Annotated in this window: 15 protein-coding genes and 3 pseudogenes; 5 read left to right on the plus strand and 13 right to left on the minus strand. The window is 68.4% G+C overall.

Translation table 11 applies throughout. From position 1 onward, the window contains the following. Positions 1–30: 30 nt before the first annotated feature. From AC4BGE_RS18160 to AC4BGE_RS18170, 3 genes are read right to left on the minus strand one after another with little or no spacing between them, the layout of a single operon-like run. Positions 31–321 carry a transposase gene (locus tag AC4BGE_RS18160; protein ID WP_489966277.1) on the minus strand — a complete coding sequence of 97 codons (291 nt, stop codon included), beginning with the start codon at positions 319–321 and terminating at the stop codon, positions 31–33. Next, entirely contained in the window at positions 318–1,586 is a 1,269-nt protein-coding gene (locus tag AC4BGE_RS18165) for an MFS transporter (RefSeq protein ID WP_490576191.1), read from the minus strand. Before AC4BGE_RS18165 ends, AC4BGE_RS18160 begins: the two co-directional genes overlap by 4 nt. Continuing rightward, positions 1,583–2,932, minus strand: a complete 1,350-nt coding sequence (locus AC4BGE_RS18170; RefSeq protein ID WP_490576192.1) for an FAD-dependent oxidoreductase — start codon at positions 2,930–2,932, stop codon at positions 1,583–1,585. The genes AC4BGE_RS18165 and AC4BGE_RS18170 overlap by 4 nt, the downstream gene beginning before the upstream one ends. A 91-nt stretch (positions 2,933–3,023) precedes the next feature. On the opposite strand from AC4BGE_RS18170, the gene AC4BGE_RS18175 reads away from it, so the two are divergent. Both AC4BGE_RS18175 and AC4BGE_RS18180 read left to right on the plus strand, forming a co-directional pair. Then, positions 3,024–3,932 carry a helix-turn-helix domain-containing GNAT family N-acetyltransferase gene (locus AC4BGE_RS18175; protein WP_490576193.1) on the plus strand — a complete coding sequence of 303 codons (909 nt, stop codon included), beginning with the start codon at positions 3,024–3,026 and terminating at the stop codon, positions 3,930–3,932. A 119-nt stretch (positions 3,933–4,051) separates the two neighbouring features. Then, positions 4,052–5,232 (plus strand): IS3 family transposase gene (locus AC4BGE_RS18180; RefSeq protein ID WP_490576194.1). Its coding sequence is split into 2 segments (ribosomal slippage): positions 4,052–4,336 and positions 4,339–5,232, totalling 1,179 coding nucleotides; the frame shifts between segments, so codons are not numbered across the junction. 52 nt (positions 5,233–5,284) lie between these two features. Here AC4BGE_RS18180 and AC4BGE_RS18185 read toward each other — a convergent pair. The 8 genes and pseudogenes from AC4BGE_RS18185 to AC4BGE_RS18220 form a co-directional block, all read right to left on the minus strand. Then, positions 5,285–6,032 (minus strand): annotated as a pseudogene (locus AC4BGE_RS18185) (succinate dehydrogenase/fumarate reductase iron-sulfur subunit). Continuing rightward, positions 6,029–7,990 carry a fumarate reductase/succinate dehydrogenase flavoprotein subunit gene (locus tag AC4BGE_RS18190; RefSeq protein ID WP_490576195.1) on the minus strand — a complete coding sequence of 654 codons (1,962 nt, stop codon included), beginning with the start codon at positions 7,988–7,990 and terminating at the stop codon, positions 6,029–6,031. The pseudogene AC4BGE_RS18185 and the gene AC4BGE_RS18190 overlap by 4 nt, the downstream one beginning before the upstream one ends. Next, on the minus strand, positions 7,987–8,616 hold the full coding sequence (locus AC4BGE_RS18195; protein ID WP_490576196.1) for a succinate dehydrogenase cytochrome b subunit: 630 nt from the start codon (positions 8,614–8,616) through the stop codon (positions 7,987–7,989). The genes AC4BGE_RS18190 and AC4BGE_RS18195 overlap by 4 nt, the downstream gene beginning before the upstream one ends. An 828-nt stretch (positions 8,617–9,444) precedes the next feature. After that, entirely contained in the window at positions 9,445–10,455 is a 1,011-nt protein-coding gene (locus tag AC4BGE_RS18200) for a magnesium transporter (protein WP_490576197.1), read from the minus strand. A 152-nt stretch (positions 10,456–10,607) separates the two neighbouring features. Continuing rightward, entirely contained in the window at positions 10,608–10,979 is a 372-nt protein-coding gene (locus AC4BGE_RS18205; RefSeq protein WP_490576198.1) for a hypothetical protein, read from the minus strand. Between the two features lie 301 nt (positions 10,980–11,280). Further along, the gene (locus AC4BGE_RS18210) at positions 11,281–12,009 is read right to left on the minus strand and encodes a transposase (RefSeq protein WP_490576199.1); all 729 of its coding nucleotides are present in this window, start codon (positions 12,007–12,009) and stop codon (positions 11,281–11,283) included. Positions 12,010–12,133: 124 nt separating this feature from the next. Continuing rightward, positions 12,134–12,892: a hypothetical protein gene (locus AC4BGE_RS18215; RefSeq protein WP_490576200.1), complete on the minus strand. Its 759-nt coding sequence runs from the start codon at positions 12,890–12,892 to the stop codon at positions 12,134–12,136. Then, positions 12,885–13,574, minus strand: coding sequence for a hypothetical protein (locus AC4BGE_RS18220; RefSeq protein WP_490576201.1), 690 nt, complete (start codon positions 13,572–13,574; stop codon positions 12,885–12,887). Before AC4BGE_RS18220 ends, AC4BGE_RS18215 begins: the two co-directional genes overlap by 8 nt. An 87-nt stretch (positions 13,575–13,661) precedes the next feature. Here AC4BGE_RS18220 and AC4BGE_RS18225 point away from each other — a divergent pair, with 87 nt between their 5' ends. The 3 genes and pseudogenes from AC4BGE_RS18225 to AC4BGE_RS18235 all read left to right on the plus strand — a co-directional run. Next, positions 13,662–13,994 (plus strand): hypothetical protein, encoded by a 333-nt coding sequence (locus tag AC4BGE_RS18225; RefSeq protein WP_490576202.1) that lies wholly within the window; start codon positions 13,662–13,664, stop codon positions 13,992–13,994. A gap of 206 nt (positions 13,995–14,200) precedes the next feature. Further along, positions 14,201–14,377 (plus strand): annotated as a pseudogene (locus AC4BGE_RS18230) (universal stress protein); the annotation flags it as partial. Positions 14,378–14,544: 167 nt separating this feature from the next. After that, positions 14,545–14,808: pseudogene (locus AC4BGE_RS18235) on the plus strand (universal stress protein); the annotation flags it as partial. Between the two features lie 149 nt (positions 14,809–14,957). Here AC4BGE_RS18235 and AC4BGE_RS18240 read toward each other — a convergent pair. Together AC4BGE_RS18240 and AC4BGE_RS18245 are read right to left on the minus strand one after the other, a co-directional pair. Then, complete coding sequence (locus AC4BGE_RS18240; protein ID WP_490576203.1) at positions 14,958–16,052, minus strand: acetate/propionate family kinase; 1,095 nt, start codon at positions 16,050–16,052, stop codon at positions 14,958–14,960. Between the two features lie 4 nt (positions 16,053–16,056). Continuing rightward, the gene (locus tag AC4BGE_RS18245; RefSeq protein ID WP_490576204.1) at positions 16,057–18,504 is read right to left on the minus strand and encodes a phosphoketolase family protein; all 2,448 of its coding nucleotides are present in this window, start codon (positions 18,502–18,504) and stop codon (positions 16,057–16,059) included. Positions 18,505–18,535: the final 31 nt, after the last annotated feature.

An 18,535-nucleotide genomic window follows, 5' to 3' on the forward strand; every position in this document is an offset into this window, starting at 1 on the left:
CCTTCTCAGCGCGGATGTAGGCGTAGACCTCTACTGGTCCGCCCGACGCGCGAAGAAGGCCAGCGCTTTTCCCAGGATTTCCAGCTCCTCGTCCTTGCGAGCCAGCTCCTTCTCAAGCTGCCGGATCCGGTCCTTGTCCGGCTGCGGCACCGGCGAGGGCGACTGTTGCCCGGAACGGCCGTCGCGCTTGTCAGCGGCCCGGACCCAGTTCGAGATCGACGTCGCTGCCAGATTGAACTCCTTGGCCAGATCGCTGAACGAGCGCCCGCGACGATGCAGCTCGACGATCTGGTCCTTGAACTCCTGCGAATAGGTCGTCATCTAGACACCTCTCCGTGGTCTTTCGACCACTGTGACGGTGTCCACGAGACCGGGGGAAGACCAGCACCCACCATCAGGACGGCAGCCACAGCTGCGAGGGCAGCGAGCACGAGGAACGCCTCGGCGTAGGAGCCGAGCAGTTGGGCCAGCATGGCGCCGGCGAACGGGGCCGCCGCGGCGGCCACCAGGGCCGGTGCGGTGAGGATGCCGTTGAGCGCACCGTAGGACGTCGGACCCCAGCGGTCGGTGATGGCGGTGGCCTGGACCAGGGTGTAGATGCCCCGAGCGAGCCCCAGAACCATGCCGAGGACGATCAGCAGCCCTGCCGAGCTGGGTGCCAGTGCCAAGGCTGCCGTCGCTACGGCGACCGCCGCCAGCACGAGGACACCGCGGGAGGTGACCGAGGTCGCGGCCGTGAACCTCGCATACCCCAACCGCCCCAGCACCTGGCCGACGCCCCCAAGGCCGAGGGCAACAGCCGCGAGGTTCCGGCTCATGCCCTGCTCGACCAGCATGGGCACGAGGTTGATCACCACGGCGAACACCGCGAGGGCCGTCAGCGCGTTCGCGACCGTCAACAGCAGGAACGACGCGCTCCGGACGACGGCCCCCACCCCGATATGAGCATGCGGCGCCGCCTGCGTCCGCTGACTCTGCGAGACCGAGGTGTGCCAGGGGTGATTGAGCCCCCACCAGTGCAGCGGCACCGTCAGGACGACGAGACCGGCGAGCAGCACCAGGTAGGCCTGTCGCCATCCCAGGGCGTCGTCGAGGAGGGAGGCGAGGGGCGCGAAGACGGTGCTGGCCAGGCCGGCGACCAGGGTGAGGGTCGTCAGGGCGCGCACCCGGTTGGTTCCACCCCAGTGCGTCAGAGCCGTGAACGCCGGCGGGTAGAGCGTGGCGGCCATGGCCGCCCCGGTGAGCACCCATCCCAGGTAGAACACAGTCAGGCTCGGAGCCAGGGCCACGGCCACGACCCCGGGGATCGCCACCAGCGACCCGGCCGTCATCACCTTCCGCGGACCGACGGCGTCGATGTGTCGCCCGACCCAGATGCCCACTCCCCCGGAGACGAGCTGGCCGAGCGAGAACGCCCCGGTGACGGATGCGCTCGACCACCCGGTGTCGGTGGTGATGGCTGACTGGAGCGCGGCGAAGGCGTAGTACAGCACCCCCCAGGAGACGATCTGGACGGTGCTGAGGACGGCGACGACGTGCCGCAGCCCGACGGCATCGAGCGCACCAGGCTGCGTCGGGTGGGTCACTGCCCCGTGCGCTCCAGGGAGACCAGCTGCGGCTCCGCGGCCGGAGCGCCGCAGCACCCGCCGGCCGAGGCGGCCGCATCGGGGGCGTCAAAGGCGCCGGCCCCGTTGCACACCCCGGTCTCGGGCAGCACCAGCTCCACCCGGTCGGCGGCCTCGAGGTCGCCGTCCAGCGCGGCCATCACGGAGCGGACCTGCTCGAAGCCGGTCATCGCCAGGAACGACGGAGCGCGGCCGTAGGACTTCATCCCCACCAGGTACAGGCCCTGCTCGGGCTGGGCGAGCTCTCGGTGGCCGTGCGGTGCGACGTCGCCGCAGCTGTGGTGGTCCGGGTGGATCTGCGCGGCGAGGGTGCGGGCTGCCCCCAGGGCGGGGTCCAGGTCGAGACGGACCTCGGAGAGGAACCCGAAGTCGGGGCGGAAGCCGGTGACGACGATGACCTCGTCCACGTCGGTGACCTGCTGGCCATCGATCGACGCCAAGGTGAGGCGGCCGTCATCCTGGGCGGTGACGGACTCGGTGCGGAACTGGGTGACGTGGTCGATCACGTCACTGCTCGCCGCCGCCTTGGCGTCCTGGCCCAACTTGCCCCGCTGCTCGAGCTGGTCGTTATCGCCACCGCCGAAGGCGTCCCCCACGCTGGGGCGGCGCAGCAGCCAGGAGACCCGGGTGGCCGGGTCCTGCTGGGCGAGCCTGGCCAGGCCGACGAGGACCCCTTGGGCTGAGGCGCCCTTGCCGGCGACGGCGACGTGCTTGCCGGCGTACCGCGCGGCAACGGCCGGGTCGTTAAGGTCCGGGATGCCGTAGGTGATGTGCTCGGCATTCTCGGTCTCCCCCAAGGCGGGGTAGCCGTCGGCGCCCAGCGGGTTGGGGCGGGTCCAGGTACCTGACGCATCCACGACCGCGCTGGCCAGTAGCCGCTCACGACCATCGGCGGTCTCGATGTGGACGGCGAACGGGTCATCCTCGCGGCCGGAGTCGACCACCAGGTCGCGACCGGCACGGCCCACCCCGATCACCCGGCTTTCGTAGCGGACCTCCCCTTCAGCGGTCGCGTCGAGCAGTGCCGCGAGCGGCTGGAGGTAGGCCTGTCGCCACTGCACCCCAGTGGGGTAGGCCCCATCGTCCGGAGCCGCCCACGAGCCGTCAGCTTCGAGCAGCCGTCGCGCCGCGGGGTCAATGAGTTCTGACCACGACGAGAACAGCCGCACGTGGTCCCACTCCTCGACGGCGGCAGCCGCCTCGGACCCTGCTTCGAGGACCACGAAGTCCATCCCGCGCTCGACGGCGTTCGCCGCCGCCGCCAGCCCGATCGGGCCCGCGCCGATGATGACTACAGGGTGCTGCATGGGGACTCCTCCAGGAAGGTCGGTTCATCGACGGTTGTCGATGCGAAAACTGTATCGACCGACATCGATGAATGCAAGGTAAGGTTGGCACATGACTCCCGTACCGGTGAAGGACACTGCCGACGCGGCCAGCGAGAGGCACCGCGAGCTCGCGTCGCCCGCGTCTGCCGCGCCGGTCACCGCCGCCCTCGATCAGGCTCAAGCCGAGAACTACGCCAACTGGTTCGCCATCCTGGCCGACCCCACGCGAGTGCGGTTGCTCCACACGCTTTCCACCTCGCAGACAGGGGCAATGCGCGTCGGCGACCTCGCCAATGCGCTGGGCATCAGCCAGCCCACCTGCTCCCACCACTGTCAATTGCTGCGGAAGGTGGGGTTCGTGGTGATCGACAAAGTGGGGCGCACGAGCATGGTCTCGATCAACACCGCCTGCTGCACCGGCCTCCCCCATGCCGCGGACGTCGTCATGGGCAGCCTGTCGACGCCGCCGTGCTGCCCCGAGGACCTACCCCCGGACGTCAGCACCCGTCCCGTGACCGAGGCCGACATGCCCGCGGTACTGGCCATCTACGAGCAGGGCCTCGCGACCCGCAATGCCACCTTCGAGACCACGCTGCCCACGGTGGACCAGTTGAATGCACGGTGGATGCCTGGGATGGCGTGGGTCGCAGAGCTCGACGGCGCAGTCGTGGGCTGGACCGCGGTCACCCCCGCCTCCCACCGCGAGTGCTACGCCGGGGTCGGGGAGACCTCGGTCTACGTCGCCGCCGAAGCACGCAACCGCGGCGTCGGCAAGGCGCTGCTGTTCGCACAGGTCAACGAGGCCGACCGGGCGGGCCTGTGGACGCTTCAGACTTCGATCTTCCCCGAGAACCGCGCCAGCCTGGCGCTGCACCACTCCGCCGGCTACCGCACCCTCGCCGTGCGAACCCGCATCGCCCAACTCGACGGCGTCTGGCGCGACACCGTCCTGCTCGAACGCCGCAGCGACCACGACTGAACTCCCCCGCTACACACTTGAGTGGAGGCGCGACCGGGCACTCCGTTACGGGGGCTGGTGCACGTGTAGGTGACATCTGATCTGTGGTGCCAAGAGGTGCCGCTGGAAGGATGTACACCGTGCCGAAGCCGTATCCGAAGGAGTTCCGCGACGACGTCCTCCGCGTCGCGAGGAACCGTGAGCCTGGCGTCCATCTCAAGCAGATCGCTGCCGACTTCGGCATCAGCGAGTCGTGCCTGACGAACTGGCTGAAGAACGCCGACGTCGAGGACGGCATCAAGCCCGGAACGACCGCGGCGGAGAATGCCGAGAACCGCGAGCTGCGCAAGCGCGTACGTCTGCTCGAGCAGGAGAACGAGGTTCTGCGCCGGGCCGCCGCCCATCTGTCACAGGCCAACCTGCCGGGAAAATGATGTACCCGCTCGTCCGCGAACTGGCCGACGACGGGATCACCGTCGCGGTGACGTGCCGGGTGCTGAAGATCGCCCGCCAGCCCTACTGCCGCTGGCTCGAGTGCCCGGTGACCGAGTCCGAGCTGGTCGAGGCCTACCGCGCCAACGCGCTGTTCAACGCTCATCGCGAGGACCCCGAGTTCGGCTACCGGCTCCTGGCCGACGAGGCCGCTTTCGAGCACGGTCAGACGATGGCGGACCGCACTGCGTGGCGGATCTGTCGCGACAACGAGTGGTGGTGCGTGTTCGGCAAGCCCAGGCGCGGTACGGGGAAGCGCCCCGGGCCGGCGGTGCACGACGACCTCGTCGAACGCGTCTTCCGTGCCGACGGCCCGAACCGGCTGTGGCTGACCGACATCTCGGAGCACTGGACGCGCGAAGGCAAGCTCTACATCTGTGCGGTCAAGGACGTGTACTCCAACCGGATCGCGGGCTACTCCATCGACTCGCGGATGAAGTCCCGGCTCGCGGTAGCCGCGGTCAACAACGCCGTCGCGATGCGCCGTGCTTCCGGTGATCACGTGGCCGGGTGCGTGGTCCACTCGGATCGAGGATCGCAATTCGTTTCCAGGAAACTGCGCCGCGCCTTGGCCTCACACGGGCTCGTCGGATCCATGGGTCGTGTCGCCTCGGCCGGGGACAACGCAGCGATGGAAAGCTTCTTCAGTCTCCTCCAGCGCAATGTCCTGGACCGGCAGCCCTGGGCCACCCGTGAGGACCTCCGGATCGCGATGGTGACCTGGATCGAACGGACCTATCACCGCCGTCGTCGCCAAGCCCGCCTCGGCCGATTGACGCCCATTGAGTTCGAGACCATCACGACCACACCAGCCGCTCAGGCTGCCTGACCCAACCTGTCACCTACGCGTGCATCAGCCCCTACCGATCCGGTGCGGCGTGTCAGCTGCTCGGGCCGCGCAGCCTTGCCCGGAGGGACTCCTTGGGCACCATCGCGATGGCCGTCAACGGGATGCCTGCGGGGCAGACCTTGACGCATTCGCCGAAGGTCGAGCAGGGACCGAACTCGAGGTCCGCTGCCGCGGTCATGGCCGATGCACGGGCGGTCCGTTCGACCTCGCCCTGGGGGACGAGCGCGAGATGGGCCAGCTTCGATCCGAGGAACAACTGTGCCGAGCCGTTCGGGCAGGCGGCGACACAGGCTCCGCATCCGATGCACGCTGCCAGGTCGAGCGTCGCCTCGGCGACCGCGTGGGCCACCGGCCGCCCGTCTGCGTCCGGTGCCGTGCCGGCGTCGACCGAGATGAAGCCGCCGGACTCGATGACCCTGTCGAGGGCCGAGCGGTCCACGACGAGGTCGCGGACGACGGGAAAGCTGCCGGCCCGCAACGGTTCGAGGGTGATCCGTGCGCCGTCGATGAAGCTGCGCAGGTGCTGCTGGCAAGAGGGGGTGTTCGCCTCGGGGCCGTGGGCGGCCGTCGACGGTGATCCCGCAGGAACCGCAGATTCCTTCACGGCAGTCCGAGTCGAAAGCGACGGGCTCGATCTTCTGCCCGACGAGCGTCTCGTTGAGCCTGTCGATGAGCTCGAGGAGCGACATCGAGGGTGAGGCGTCGTTCACCTCGTACTCGACGAAACCGCCCACGGCCTCCCCATCGTGCTGACGCCAGATCCGTAGGTCGATCCTCATCGGTAGTCCCTCGTCTGGAGAGGTACGGCCGCGAAAGTGAGCGGCTCGTCGTGTCGGACGTGGTGGCCGTCGGCCTGAGTCTCCCAGGTGGAGACGAAGGCCCAGTCGTCGTCGTTGCGGACAGCCTCGCCGGCCTCGTTCTGGTATTCGACGCGGAAGTGCGCGCCGCAGGACTCGTTGCGGTCTAGGGCATCGATGCACATCAGCTCGGCCAGCTCGAGGAAGTCCGCGACCCGGCCCGCATGCTCGAGCTCGTGATCCAGCCCTTCACCATCCTCGACGAGGCACAGGTCGGTCCAGAACTCCTCGCGCAACGAGCGGATCTTCGCGATCGCGGTGCTCAACGACTCCACCGAACGGCTCACCCCGCACCCGCGAACCAGGATCTCGCCGAGCTGCCGGTGGAAGGATGATGCACTGGTGGTGCCACCGATGGACACCAGCGCGTCGATGCGCGCGCGCACGTGGTCGACGGCACCGACGACGGCCGGATCGTCCAAGGGCAACCGCTTGGTGCCCAGCAGCGGCGCCAGGTAGTTCGGGATCGAGTAGGGCAAGGTGAACCAGCCGTCCACCGAGGCCGACAGCAGCGAGTTCGCTCCCAGTCGATTGGCGCCGTGATAACCGCAACCGGCCTCGCCGCCGACGAACAGCCCCGGCATCGACGTCATCAGATCGAAGTCCGTCCAGAGCCCGCCCATCGTGTAGTGGGCGCCGGGCGCGATCCGCATAGGCGTGGCGTAGGCGTCATCGCCGGTCGCGTTGAGATAGGTGTCGAAGATGTTGCCGTACCGCTCCTCGAGTGTGGCCCGTCCGACGGAGGCCATCGCGTCGCGGAAGTCGAGGTAAACGCTGTTCTTCAGCGGGCCGACCCCGTGCCCCGAGTCGAGCTGTTCGCGGGCTGCACGAGACGCGACATCTCGCGGGGCCAGATTGCCGAACGCGGGGTACTTGCGTTCCAGGTAGTAGTCGCGCTCGTCCTCCGGGATCGTGCCGGGAGCTCGTGTGTCACCGGCCTTGACTGGCACCCAGATCCGGCCGTCGTTGCGCAGGGACTCGCTCATCAACGTGGTCTTGGACTGCCACTCGGAGTCCACCGGAAGCGTGGTCGGGTGGAACTGGACGAATGACGGCGACCCGAAAAGTGCACCTCGTCGGTGGGCCCGCCAGGCGGCAGTCGCGTTGGAGTTCATCGCCAGTGTCGAGTGGTAGAACACCGTTCCGTAGCCACCGGTGGCCAAGACCACGGCGTGCCCCGTGGTCGCTGCGATCCCGCCGGTCAGCAGGTTGGGGGTGACGATGCCCTGGGCCCGGCCATCGACCACGACGAGGTCGAGCATCTCGTGGCGGGTGTGCATGGTCACATTGCTGGCGGCGACCTGGCGGTGCAACGCCTGGGAGGCCGCGACCTGAAGCTGCTGCCCGGTCTGTCCTCGGGTGTAGTAGGTCCGCGACACCTGTACCCCACCGAACGAACGCGTCGCGAGCTGACCGCCGTACTCGCGGGCAAACGGGGCGCCGATCGCATGCATGTGGTCGATGACCCGCACCGACTCCTCGCCGAGACGGAAGCAGTCGGCCTCCCGCGAGCGGTAGTCACCACCCTTGACGGTGTCCTTCACGAATCTGGCCAGACTGTCGTTGTCGACCTTGCGGGCGCGGGCGGCGTTGATCCCACCTTGTGCGGCCACGCTGTGTGCCCTTCGCGGGGAGTCGTGAAACGTGAAGGCCTCGACGTGGAATCCCAGCTCGCCCAGCGCGGCCGCGCACGAGGCGCCTGCGAGACCGGTTCCCACGACGATCACGGTGAACTTCTTGCGGTTGGCCGGGCTGACCAGCCGATAGTCGAAGCGCCGGTTCGTCCACGCCTGCGCCGGGTCGCCCTCGGGGACGCGCCCGTCGATCGGGCTGCCCACGCTCCAGAGCGCCTGAGTGCCGGCGTCGACCTCGGCGGTCATCGGACGACACCCATGAGCACGGCCACCGGGATGGAGGCGTTGCCCACGAAGACCACCGCGGCCACCGCTCCCGAGGCGATCACGGCGATCCGGCGTACCCGCTGGCCGGTGACGCCGAGGTCGTTGACCACGGCCCACAGGCCGTGCGCGAGGTGCATGCCGAGGACAACCATCGCGAGGACGTAGAACGCCGAGACCCACGGACGGTCGAAGCTCGCCACGAGGTTCTCGTAAGACTGGCTCGAGGTTGTGGTCGTGGCGGCATACGCCGAACTGGCCGCCGGAGTGGTGCCGGTCGTCAGGTCGAGGAGGTGAAAGACGAGGAACAGCAGCAGAACGACCCCGGTCACGGGCATCGATCTGGCCGAGAACGAGCGCCAGCCGGGACGGGCGGGCCGGAAGCTGCCCCGTGCACGACGGGCGCGTCCCCAAAGCACGGTCGCGCACCACAGGTGCCCCACGAGGCTGACGGCGAGGACGACGCGCAGGAACCACAGCACACCTTCGTAGGGCAGGAGCGGCTCGAGGAGTGTGCGTAGCCAGTGCGCGTAGGCGTTGAAGTGCTCTGGGCCCGTGTAGACCTTCAGGTTGCCGACCATGTGTGCCACGACGAACAGGGCGAACATGCTCCCGCTTCCGGCCATCACGAGCTTGCACGTGAGGTTTGAGGGCTGCGGGGGCCGCCGCGCGGTAGGAACAGGCACCTCGAGGCGCGTCGAGCGGGTTGAAGCACTCACAAGCCCTGGCCTCCGGTGTCGTCGGCGTCGCGATGTGGCGTTCACGACTCCCGCCCACCCTGCGACGTGGCCGACTGTACGGCCAGAGTCCAAGCCCCCCGGGGGGCCTTGGTCAACGGGTTGACGCCCGGCCGGACTCGTCAGCGAGTTGAGGAGACGGGTCGGCTCGGCTGGGTGAACCGCCCTGCGAGTGAGTCTCTCTCGCCGATGACTGTCAAGCCGTGAAAGTGCATCGTGCTACGCGTCCCACTGTGGCCGTGCTCGTTCCGGTGCCCCGCTGGCCCAGTCGCGTGCAGTGGGACCGGCACGAATCCGGTGCGGGTCGACCTGGTGTGCCACGCCTGCGGGTCCGCCGAGCGGGCCTGGCGAAAGAAGTGGTGGCCGATGTTCACGTACGTCAGTCGCGACCACTATCAGCCCTCCAACTTGCCGGCCACGCTCCCAGGCGAGCGGCGTGAGGAGATCGGCATCGGCAGGTGGTTCGTCGGCTGCATCGACACCCCACTGGACTGAGCCGGCCCCCGCCGCAGCGCGGGGCTCGGGGATGCCTGCACTCGCCCCGGCTAGCAACTTCCCCAACGCAATCGACCCGAGACCCGAACCCCTTGGCTCACGTCGCCGCGAACCGTGGCAAGGGTGTGGTTCCCAGGCGGCAGGCGTCCAGCACCGACGGCGCCGAGGCTGCCCGGCCGGCCCGAGACGTCCTTCATGCTCCCCTCAGCTCATGATCACCCCCGCTATTGCAAAGTAGATGAGCAGCGACAGCAGGTCCTGAACGACGGTGGCCAACGGACCACTGCCGAACGCAGGGTCCCGGCCCAGGCGTGACATCAGCCACGGAAGCGACATCGCCACGATCGTGGCCACCGCGCAGGCCGCGACGAGGGAGAGGCTCACCGTGATCGCGAGCTCGACGGAGCCCAGCACCAGCCACACCGCGGGAACCGTGAGCGCCCCCAGGACCAAGCCGACAAGCAGCCCGGTGAGGACCTCCAGCCGGAACACCCCACCGATCGCGACGCCGACCGAGAGACCCCGGATCACCAGGGCCTCGGTCTGCGTCCCCACCGCATCCGCCATGTAGACGATGCCAGGGATGAATAGCGCAAGCCGGACCTCTGTGGCCAGCTCCTCCTCGAACCCACTCACCAACACGGCTGCCACCGCCGAGCCGAGGAAGCCAAGCACAAGCCACGGCAGCCGGTGCCACAACCGTGCCACCATCGGCTCATCCATGGCGTGACGGGCAGAGGCGGAGGCGCTGAGGAACCCACCCAGACGTGCCAGGTCCTCGTCGTGCTCGGCCAGGAGCACCGTGAGCAGGCTCGCTGGTGGCACCAACCCGCGGAACGTCCCGTCGCTCGCGACCACCGCGAGACTGGACTCCCCGTGATGGGCGGCCTTCCAAGCCGCCGCCTCCTGGTCGACGCCGGGCGTGACCACCGGGGGATCCGGATCCATCAGGCCAACGGCCAACTCATCCGGCTGCGCGGCCAGGGCGTTCTCCAGCGTAATCAGCCCGAGCAGCCGGTACGCGGAACTGTCGACGTGCTCACACACCGCGACGGCGGCGGCCGAGACGTACGAGGTGCCCACCAGCATCGCCTGCAGCGCGGCCCCAGTTGTTCCAGGCCCGCACAGTGGCACGTCGGTGACCATGTAATTGTCGATGGCGCCCGGCAGCATTGCCTCAGAGTGCGCGGTCAGCGGCGCGAGGGAGTCCGTCATCCAGCCATCGTGGCAGGCTGCTGGCCCGTCGGAAACGTCGGTCTTGGCTGCCCGGTCGCGGGGAAGATCCGGCGATCGTGCTTGCCTTGTCGCTCGTCGTCGGCGTTGACGGGTGCTTCGCACTCCCGCGCGGCCGATGACGTCGCCCCCTTCTACCTCGGACGGACCTCGGCAACGTCGGGGTCCTCGCCCTCTTGGAACCCCTCCGCGAGCGCGGTCCGGTCCTCGGAGGCACCTTCTCGGTCGCACTGGGAGCGCTGTCGATCCAGGGCCGCATGGCGGCGGGCCTGAACGTCCGCCCCGTATCGCCGGTTCTCGTCCGGTGATGTGAATGCCTCACGATCGGCCGAACGGTCGCGCTCGTTGGCCTCACGGTCCCGGACGTCCGCCTTCTCATCCCTGACCTCGGCAGCGTCCATGATCCGGTTCGCCGCCCCACGATGCGCGAGCAGAGCGGCCTCGCGTTTGGCGACCTCGTCCTCGCGGAACTCGAGATCTTCACGTTGATTCGCATCGCCACTCATGAGCGCGACTATTGCACTGGAGGCACCAGTGGCACGTCGGCGCTCAGCGAGACCGTCGCGATATGAATGTCGCAGGGCCTTGCGCCACTGCCGCAGGATCTGGCCGCCCCCCCTGTCAAGTGGCAGGGTGAGGCGCCGCCACGGCTGATTTGTCCTGGCGGCGCCTCTTTTCTGGCTGGGGAGGGGTTCTGGACGCCTCGAGCGGGTAGCGCGACGCTTCGTGGTCCAGACTGATGTGCGCGGGTTGGGTACCGCAGGACGGTGTTCGGCGGGAACGCTCCGCTTGATCTGAGGTCGAGCGTCACGCGCGGGCTCGTGGCTCACAGTCGAATCGCGGGTTGGTTCCGCACGTGCCGTTGGCGTCCGGAGCTGCCTCCTCGGTCAGGTCGTGTGCCGGCTGGTGAGTCGGGCAGTGTGGCCAGGGACCAGCACCAGCCGGCGAGCTCGCGGGCGACTGCGATGGGTGCCACCGTGTGCTTCTTCTTCCGGGCGCTGTAGGAGGTCCAGCGCCGGTGAAGTCGCTGGTTTCCGGCGTGAGCGCGTACCCGGGCGGCCTCGGGCGCGCCTGCTCCCAACGTGCGCGCAGCACCTTGCCGTCGGCGTAGCGGCCCTTGTGGTGCCAAGCGGCCTCGACCAGCAGCCGCCGAACATGGGTGTTGCCGGCCTTGATGATCCCGCCTTGGCGTCGGGACTGTCCGCTGGAGTACTCGCTGGGGACCAGGCCGAGGTAGGCGCCGATGCTGGCTCCGGTGAACCGCTCCCACTCGCCTATCTCGACCGCCAGCGCGAACCCGGTCAACGTGGAGACGCCCCGCAGGCAGCACAGCTTGCGCACCGTCGCGGTGAACTCTCTGTCAGCGGCCATGGCAGCGATCGCGTCATCGAGCCGAGCGCGACGCGCCACCGCGAACTCGACTGTCTCGAGGTCGGCCTCGTAGGCAGCCCGGGTGCCGGGCTGGTCGAACCGGATCCGCCGCAGCCACGCGTCGTGGGCACCGGTCCAGGCCCTGCCTGCGATCGGTACCGTCATCGGAGCCGCAGCCGGGGTAGCACTTGGCGCGGGATTCGCCCGGCGCCAGCTGATCCAAGCTGACCAGCTCGACGACCGAAGTAGGCCAGTGGATTGAGGAAGTTCACCGTCTGCTGGCGGTTGTTCAGGTCCCTCCATACGCACCGGACAGCCGGCTAGGACATACATCGGGGCTCTGCGCAACGGGTGTGGACGCGAACACGCGAGCCATCACCAGCAGCACCAACGGCAGGATGACGGCGTACCCCGCGATGCCGATGTCACGCAACCCCATGCTGCCGGTCGCTGCGCCCAGCAACCCGAACAGGCACACAGCACCGCTGAGCTGGAGACCGCGACTGACGAGACGTGGCAGCCCAGGGCCCGTGAAGGCGGTGCCGGCCAGGAGTAGGGCGAAGCCCAGGAAGAAGTCCCAGGAGGCAATGTCGAGTGCGAAGGCCACCGAAGGCCAGTTCCAGCTGAGCACCAGCTCGTAGCCCGGAGAGGTTGCCGCATCGACCTGGCGACCCACCGTCAGCAGCACCACGTGGACACACACCGTGACCCCGACTGCGACGGTGACCAGGGCGAACGCGGTGAGGGTCAGCGTCCTGCGGCTCTCGGGCGCGTAAGCGTGAACACAGGCGAAAAGCGCCACCAGCGGTACGGCCATCAACAGGATCAGCACCTCCATGATCGCGAGGTAGGGGTCCGCGATGGGTTTCTCGAAGCCTCCGTTGGCGAGAAATCCCGCCATCATCGCCGGGACATAGGCTAGGGAGAGGACGAAGATCACCCAGCACGCAGTCCGTCCCACGGCGCGTTCGGTGGCGGTCCACGACGGGCGCGCAGGAGAGTCGAGTTCCTGCTCGGTCGGGTGGTCACCGAGCCGGGGGTCAAGCATGAGCGTCGAACTCGACACGGATCGTACGGATGACGGCGCGCAGTACGTAGGCCACGAACGGGCGGATCAGCCACCAGTATCGCGACATCTGCGCCCGCGACACCGGGTCGGTGGTGGCTGTGCGGCACTCGTAGCTGAGGATGGACCGACCGGGACCGTCCGGGCGCACCAGCAGGTGGCAGGCGATCTTGCCCCACCCCGGCTCCTCGAAGGCCGCGAACTGGTCCGCGGCGAGGTCGTGCCACTCGATGTCGGGTTTCCAGAACGTACCTACGGCGCCGAACGCCACCTCCCGGCCAGCAACCTCCCCCAGAACCAGCCAGCCAGGCAACACGCCCGGGTCTCGGGCAAGCATGAGCGACCGTGGCGGCTCCGCTGGGCGTCCCAGCAGTCGGCTCGGCACGCTCCGTGCGGTCATCAGGGCGGTGACCAGCCGCGACCTGGTAGTCAGGAAGTCAAAGTTCTTCGCAACCTCGAAGAGGGCGGCGGGATCCGCGTCGACGACGAGGTGCTCCGTGAGCACGACGTCGTACGTCGGTAGGTGTGCGTCGAGGAGATCAAGGATCTCGGGTGGCGGAGCATTGCTGCTGACCAATGTGGTGACCGTGTCGTTCACCGGTTTCACGAACCCATCCGTGGCTTGTGTCGATTGCCATGCGGCACTTTCACTCGACTGTTCCATCACACAGGGTCTGCTTCTACGCTGCCAGTGCCAGGCGGCCCTACCCCGGGGGGCGTTGTGCCTTGCGTCGAGTTCACCCAGGAACGCTTGGCTGAGTTTTTCGACGTTGTCGTCACCTCTCTCCGGGACCGTCAGCTGGAGCCGGTGGCCCGATACGGCGAGGCAGTTGCGGAGCAGCGTTTCGAAGCAGGGTTCGGGATTGCGGAGGTCCAGACAGCATTCAACGTCTTGGAGGAAACGGTCTGGATACACGTGGTCGCAACGATGCGGGCAGATGAGCTCGCCGAAGCACTCGGGCTCGTCGGTACCGTCCTAGGGCATGCCAAGGATGTCCTGGCGAGACGCTACGTCTGGCTCGCCTCCCAGCGTCACGTCCCCAGCCTCGACCTGACTGCGTTGTTCTCCGGCGTCGAGACCTGATCGCGTCTCACATTTCCTGAGGGCCACCTCCCCCGGCATTCGTCACGTCATAGACATGACACCGCCCTGGCCGCAGACACCAGCGGAGCGTTGACGGGCACCGTCCTCGGTCAACTGCGCACCGCCGTACTCCTGGGCCCAATGGCCCTCCCGTCGAGGACCAACGCAGGTGGGCACATGGGGGTACCCCGCACAGGAGTGGACCCATGAACCGGTCGCAAACGCCCGCTGGCAGCATCGTCGTCGGTATCGACGGCTCAGCATGGTCGGACAGAGCCCTCGAGTGGGCGAGCGGCCAGGCGGTCATGGAACGACGGGCACTCACGATCGTGCACGCGGTCCCGTTGACGGCAACCCACGCCATGGGTCCGTACGGCTCGAGCAGGCTCGACGTCGTCCGACTCCTCGACGCTGCCCGGGCGACGGAACAGAGCCTGCTCGACACCGCTGTCGCCGACGCCCGTGGTCGGGCGCCCGAGCTGGTCGTGCACCCCGTCCCAAGCCTCGCCGACCCGCGCAGCATCCGCTCGAGCTCGGTGAGCGCGCCAGCATGCTGGCTCGGTCAGTGTGTCGGCCCCACCCCCGCGCGGGGTCCTGGCAGGAGCGGGAGGCCGACCAAGCGCGCGTCTCGGAGTCGCTGGCCGGGACGACCGAGAAATTCCCCGATGTCGAGGTCAACGTGCATTTTGCCTGCGGCTCCGCCGACCGTCAGCTCATCGCAGCGTCCCGCGGCTTCGACCTGGTCGTCGTCGGGCATCACCGTGGCCAAACGTCCCACGACTTCTTCCTCAGATCCGTTGCCCCAGCGGTCTTGGAGCACGCCGACGGCGCCACGCCGTGGTGCCGTCGACGCTGGTCACCTCTGAGCCCCAACCGGAGACTGACGACGACATTCTGCCCACCTCAGGAGCACCGCCGGCGCCGGACTCGACCAGGGTCGCGTCGACAGACTGTTCCTCCGCGTCAACGGGCTGCCAGTTGGGTCGTCTGCCTGGCGATCTCGGCCTCCTCGGAGGCCTTCACCACCACCGTGCGCACCTGCGCCGCAGGTGCGCTGATGTCGGTGTCGCCGTGCGCGGAGTCGTTCCTGGCCTGGTCGATCTCGATGCCTAGGTGCCTCATGCCTGTCGTCATGTCACGGCGCACCTCGCAGGAGTGCTCGCCGATGCCCCCCGTGACCACCAGGAGGTCCAGCCCCTGGGCACTGGCGGTCATCGAGCCGATCTCTCGGCGCAGGTGGTGGGTGAACACGTCATAGGCCAGGGTCGCGTCCGGGTTGCCGGCCTGACGCTGAGCCAGGACGTCCCGGAGGTCTCCGCTGGTCCCGGAGAGCCCTTTCATCCCGGAGCGGTGCTCCAGGACGTCGCGCAGGTCCGTGGCCGTCATCCCGCCGTTCTGGATGAGCCAGAGCACCATGCCCGGATCGATGGACCCGGAACGGGTGACCATCACCAAGCCCGCCAGCGGGGTGAAACCCATGGTGGTGTCCACCGATCGTCCGTGCCGGACCGCGGCGAGTGACGAGCCTGCGCCGAGGTGGCACGAGACGACGCGCAGGTCCTCGAGGTCTCCTCCGACCACCTCCGCCGCACGCCGTACGGCGTAGGCGTGGCTGAGTCCGTGGAAACCGTAGCGTCGCAGCTGCCACCGCTCGTTCCACTGCTTGGGCAGGGCGTAGGTGCTCGCGGCGGGCGGGAGGGTGGCGTGGAAGGCGGTGTCGAAGCAGGCCACGGCCGGCGTGTCGGGCAGCAGCTTCGTGACCTCACGGATGGCGGCGGTGGCGCGGGGGTTGTGCAGCGGCGCCAGGTTGGTGATCGAGTCGAGGTAGTCGAGCACCTCGTCGTCGATCAGCACCGGCTCGGCGAAGCGCGGCCCGCCGTGGACGACGCGGTGACCCACCACGTCGGGTGCGGGGTGCTGATCGATGAAGTCCCGGATGGGCGCGTCGTGCCCGTCTCCCTCCCAACGTTCCACAGTGGTGGCCGCGACCTCCTCGTCCCCCTCGCGGACCGAGAGCTTCAGGCTGCTGGAACCGGTGTTGACGACCAGGACCCGCACGCCCTCAGCCCTCCGGGGTGTTCTGGGCGGGATCCGGGGTGGCGGCCTGAGGTCCGGTGCCCGGCTGCCACTGCCAGCCCCGGATCTCCGGCAGGTCCTCGCCGTGGGTACGGATGTAGATCCGGTGCTCGATCAGCTTGTCCCTGAGGACCTCGAGGACCGGTCCCCCCACCGCCTGCAGACGCGGAACCCGCTCGATCACGTCCATCGCGAGGTCGAAGCGGTCGACCTGGTTGAGCACCGTCATGTCGAACGGCGTGGTCGTCGTGCCCTCCTCCTTGTAGCCACGTACGTGGAAGTTGTGGTGATTGTGCCGTCGGTAGGTCAGCCGGTGAATGAGGGTGGGGTACCCGTGGTAGGCGAAGATGACCGGCTTGTCCTTGGTGAACAGGGAGTCGAAGGCGGTGTCGGAGAGACCGTGGGGGTGCTCACGCTCGTCCTGAAGACGCATCAGGTCCACCACGTTGACGAATCTAATGACGAGGTCGGGGAAGAACCCACGCAGCAGCTCGACGGCCGCCAGGGCCTCCATCGTCGGCACGTCGCCCGCGCAGCCGAGTACCACGTCCGGCTCCTCGCCTTGATGGGTGCCGGCCCATTCCCAGATGCCGATGCCCTTGGTGCAGTGCACGACCGCCTCCTCCATCGTGAGGTACTGCAAGGTCGGCTGCTTGCCGGCGACGATCACGTTGACGTACTGCCGGCTGCGCAGGCAGTGGTCGGTCACCGAGAGCAGGGTGTTGGCGTCCGGTGGGAAGTAGATGCGCACCACGTCGGACTTCTTGTTGACCACGTGGTCCACGAAGCCTGGGTCCTGGTGGGAGAAGCCGTTGTGGTCCTGACGCCACACGTGCGAGGTCAGCAGGTAGTTCAGCGACGCGATCGGACGGCGCCACACGATGTCGTTGCTGACCTTGAGCCACTTCGCGTGCTGGTTGAACATCGAGTCCACGACGTGGATGAACGCCTCGTAGCAGGAGAAGAGCCCGTGCCTGCCGGTGAGCAGGTATCCCTCGAGCCAGCCTTGGCAGGTGTGCTCGGAGAGGATCTCCATCACCCTGCCGTCGACGGCCAGGCTGTCGTCGTCCGGCAGGAGCTCGGCGTTCCAGGTGCGAGAGGTCACCTCGAGCACGTCCTGGAGCCGGTTGGAGTTGTTCTCGTCCGGTGAGAACAGGCGGAAGCGATCCATGTTGGCGGCCATCACGTCGCGCAGGAACCCGCCCAGCACCTTCGTCGCCTCGACCGCGCCGGTCCCCGGCGCCGTCACCTCGACCGCGTAGTCCCGGAAGTCGGGCATCCTCAGGTCCCGGAGCAGCAGGCCGCCGTTCGCATGCCGGTTGGCGCTCATCCGCCGCTCCCCAGCAGGATGCAGGTCGGCGATCTCGGGGACCGGGGCGCCGTCCTCGGTGAACAGCTCCTCTGGTCGGTAGCTGCGCATCCACTGCTCGAGGACCGCACGGTGCGAGTCGTCCTCCCGCGCTCGGGCGAACGGCACCTGGTGGGAGCGCCAGGAGCCTTCGACCTGGTGCCCGTCGACCTCTGCGGGCCCGGTCCACCCCTTCGGGGAGCGCAGCACGATCATCGGCCAGGGCCGACGGGCCACCGGCTCGCCGCGCGCGGCCCGTGCCTCCTGCTGGATCTCCGCGATCTCGTCCAGGCAGTGGTCCAACGTGGTCGCGAAGCACTGGTGCATCTCCTCGGGCTCGGAGCCCTCGACCAGGTAGGGGACGTGCCCGTAGCCGCGCATCAGGGAGACCAGCTCATCCTCGCTGATGCGGGCCAGCACCGTCGGGTTGGCGATCTTGTAGCCGTTCAGGTGCAGGATCGGGAGGACGGCGCCGTCACGCCGCGGGTCCACGAACTTGTTGGAGTGCCAGCTCGCGGCCAACGGCCCGGTCTCGGCCTCCCCGTCCCCCACGACGGCGGCGACGACCAGGTCGGGGTTGTCGAACGCCGCCCCGTAGGCGTGGGAGAGCGAGTAGCCCAGCTCCCCGCCCTCGTGGATCGACCCAGGCGTCTCCGGGGCCACGTGACTGGGGATCCCGCCAGGGAAGGAGAACTGCCGGAAGAGCCGGCGCATCCCGGCCAGGTCCTGCCCCACGTCCGGGTAGACCTCGCTGTAGGTCCCCTCCAGCCAGGCCGAGGCCACCAGGCCCGGCCCGCCATGCCCCGGCCCGATGACGTACATCATGTCCAGGTCGCGCGCGGTGATCACCCGGTTGAGGTGCGCATAGACGAAGTTGAGGCCCGGAGTGGTCCCCCAGTGGCCGAGCAGCCGTGGCTTGACGTGCTCGGGTCGCAGCGGCTCACGGAGCAGCGGGTTGTCCATCAGGTAGATCTGGCCCACCGACAGGTAGTTCGCCGCACGCCACCACGCGTCGACCCGTCGAAGCTCGGCCGGGCTGAGAGTTTGTCCGCTGACGGTGCTGTTCGTGACTTTGCGTCGACTCATGCGCCAGGACGCTAACGTTGAGCCATCGCCG

Source organism: Nocardioides sp. Z50_6, from assembly GCF_058215755.1.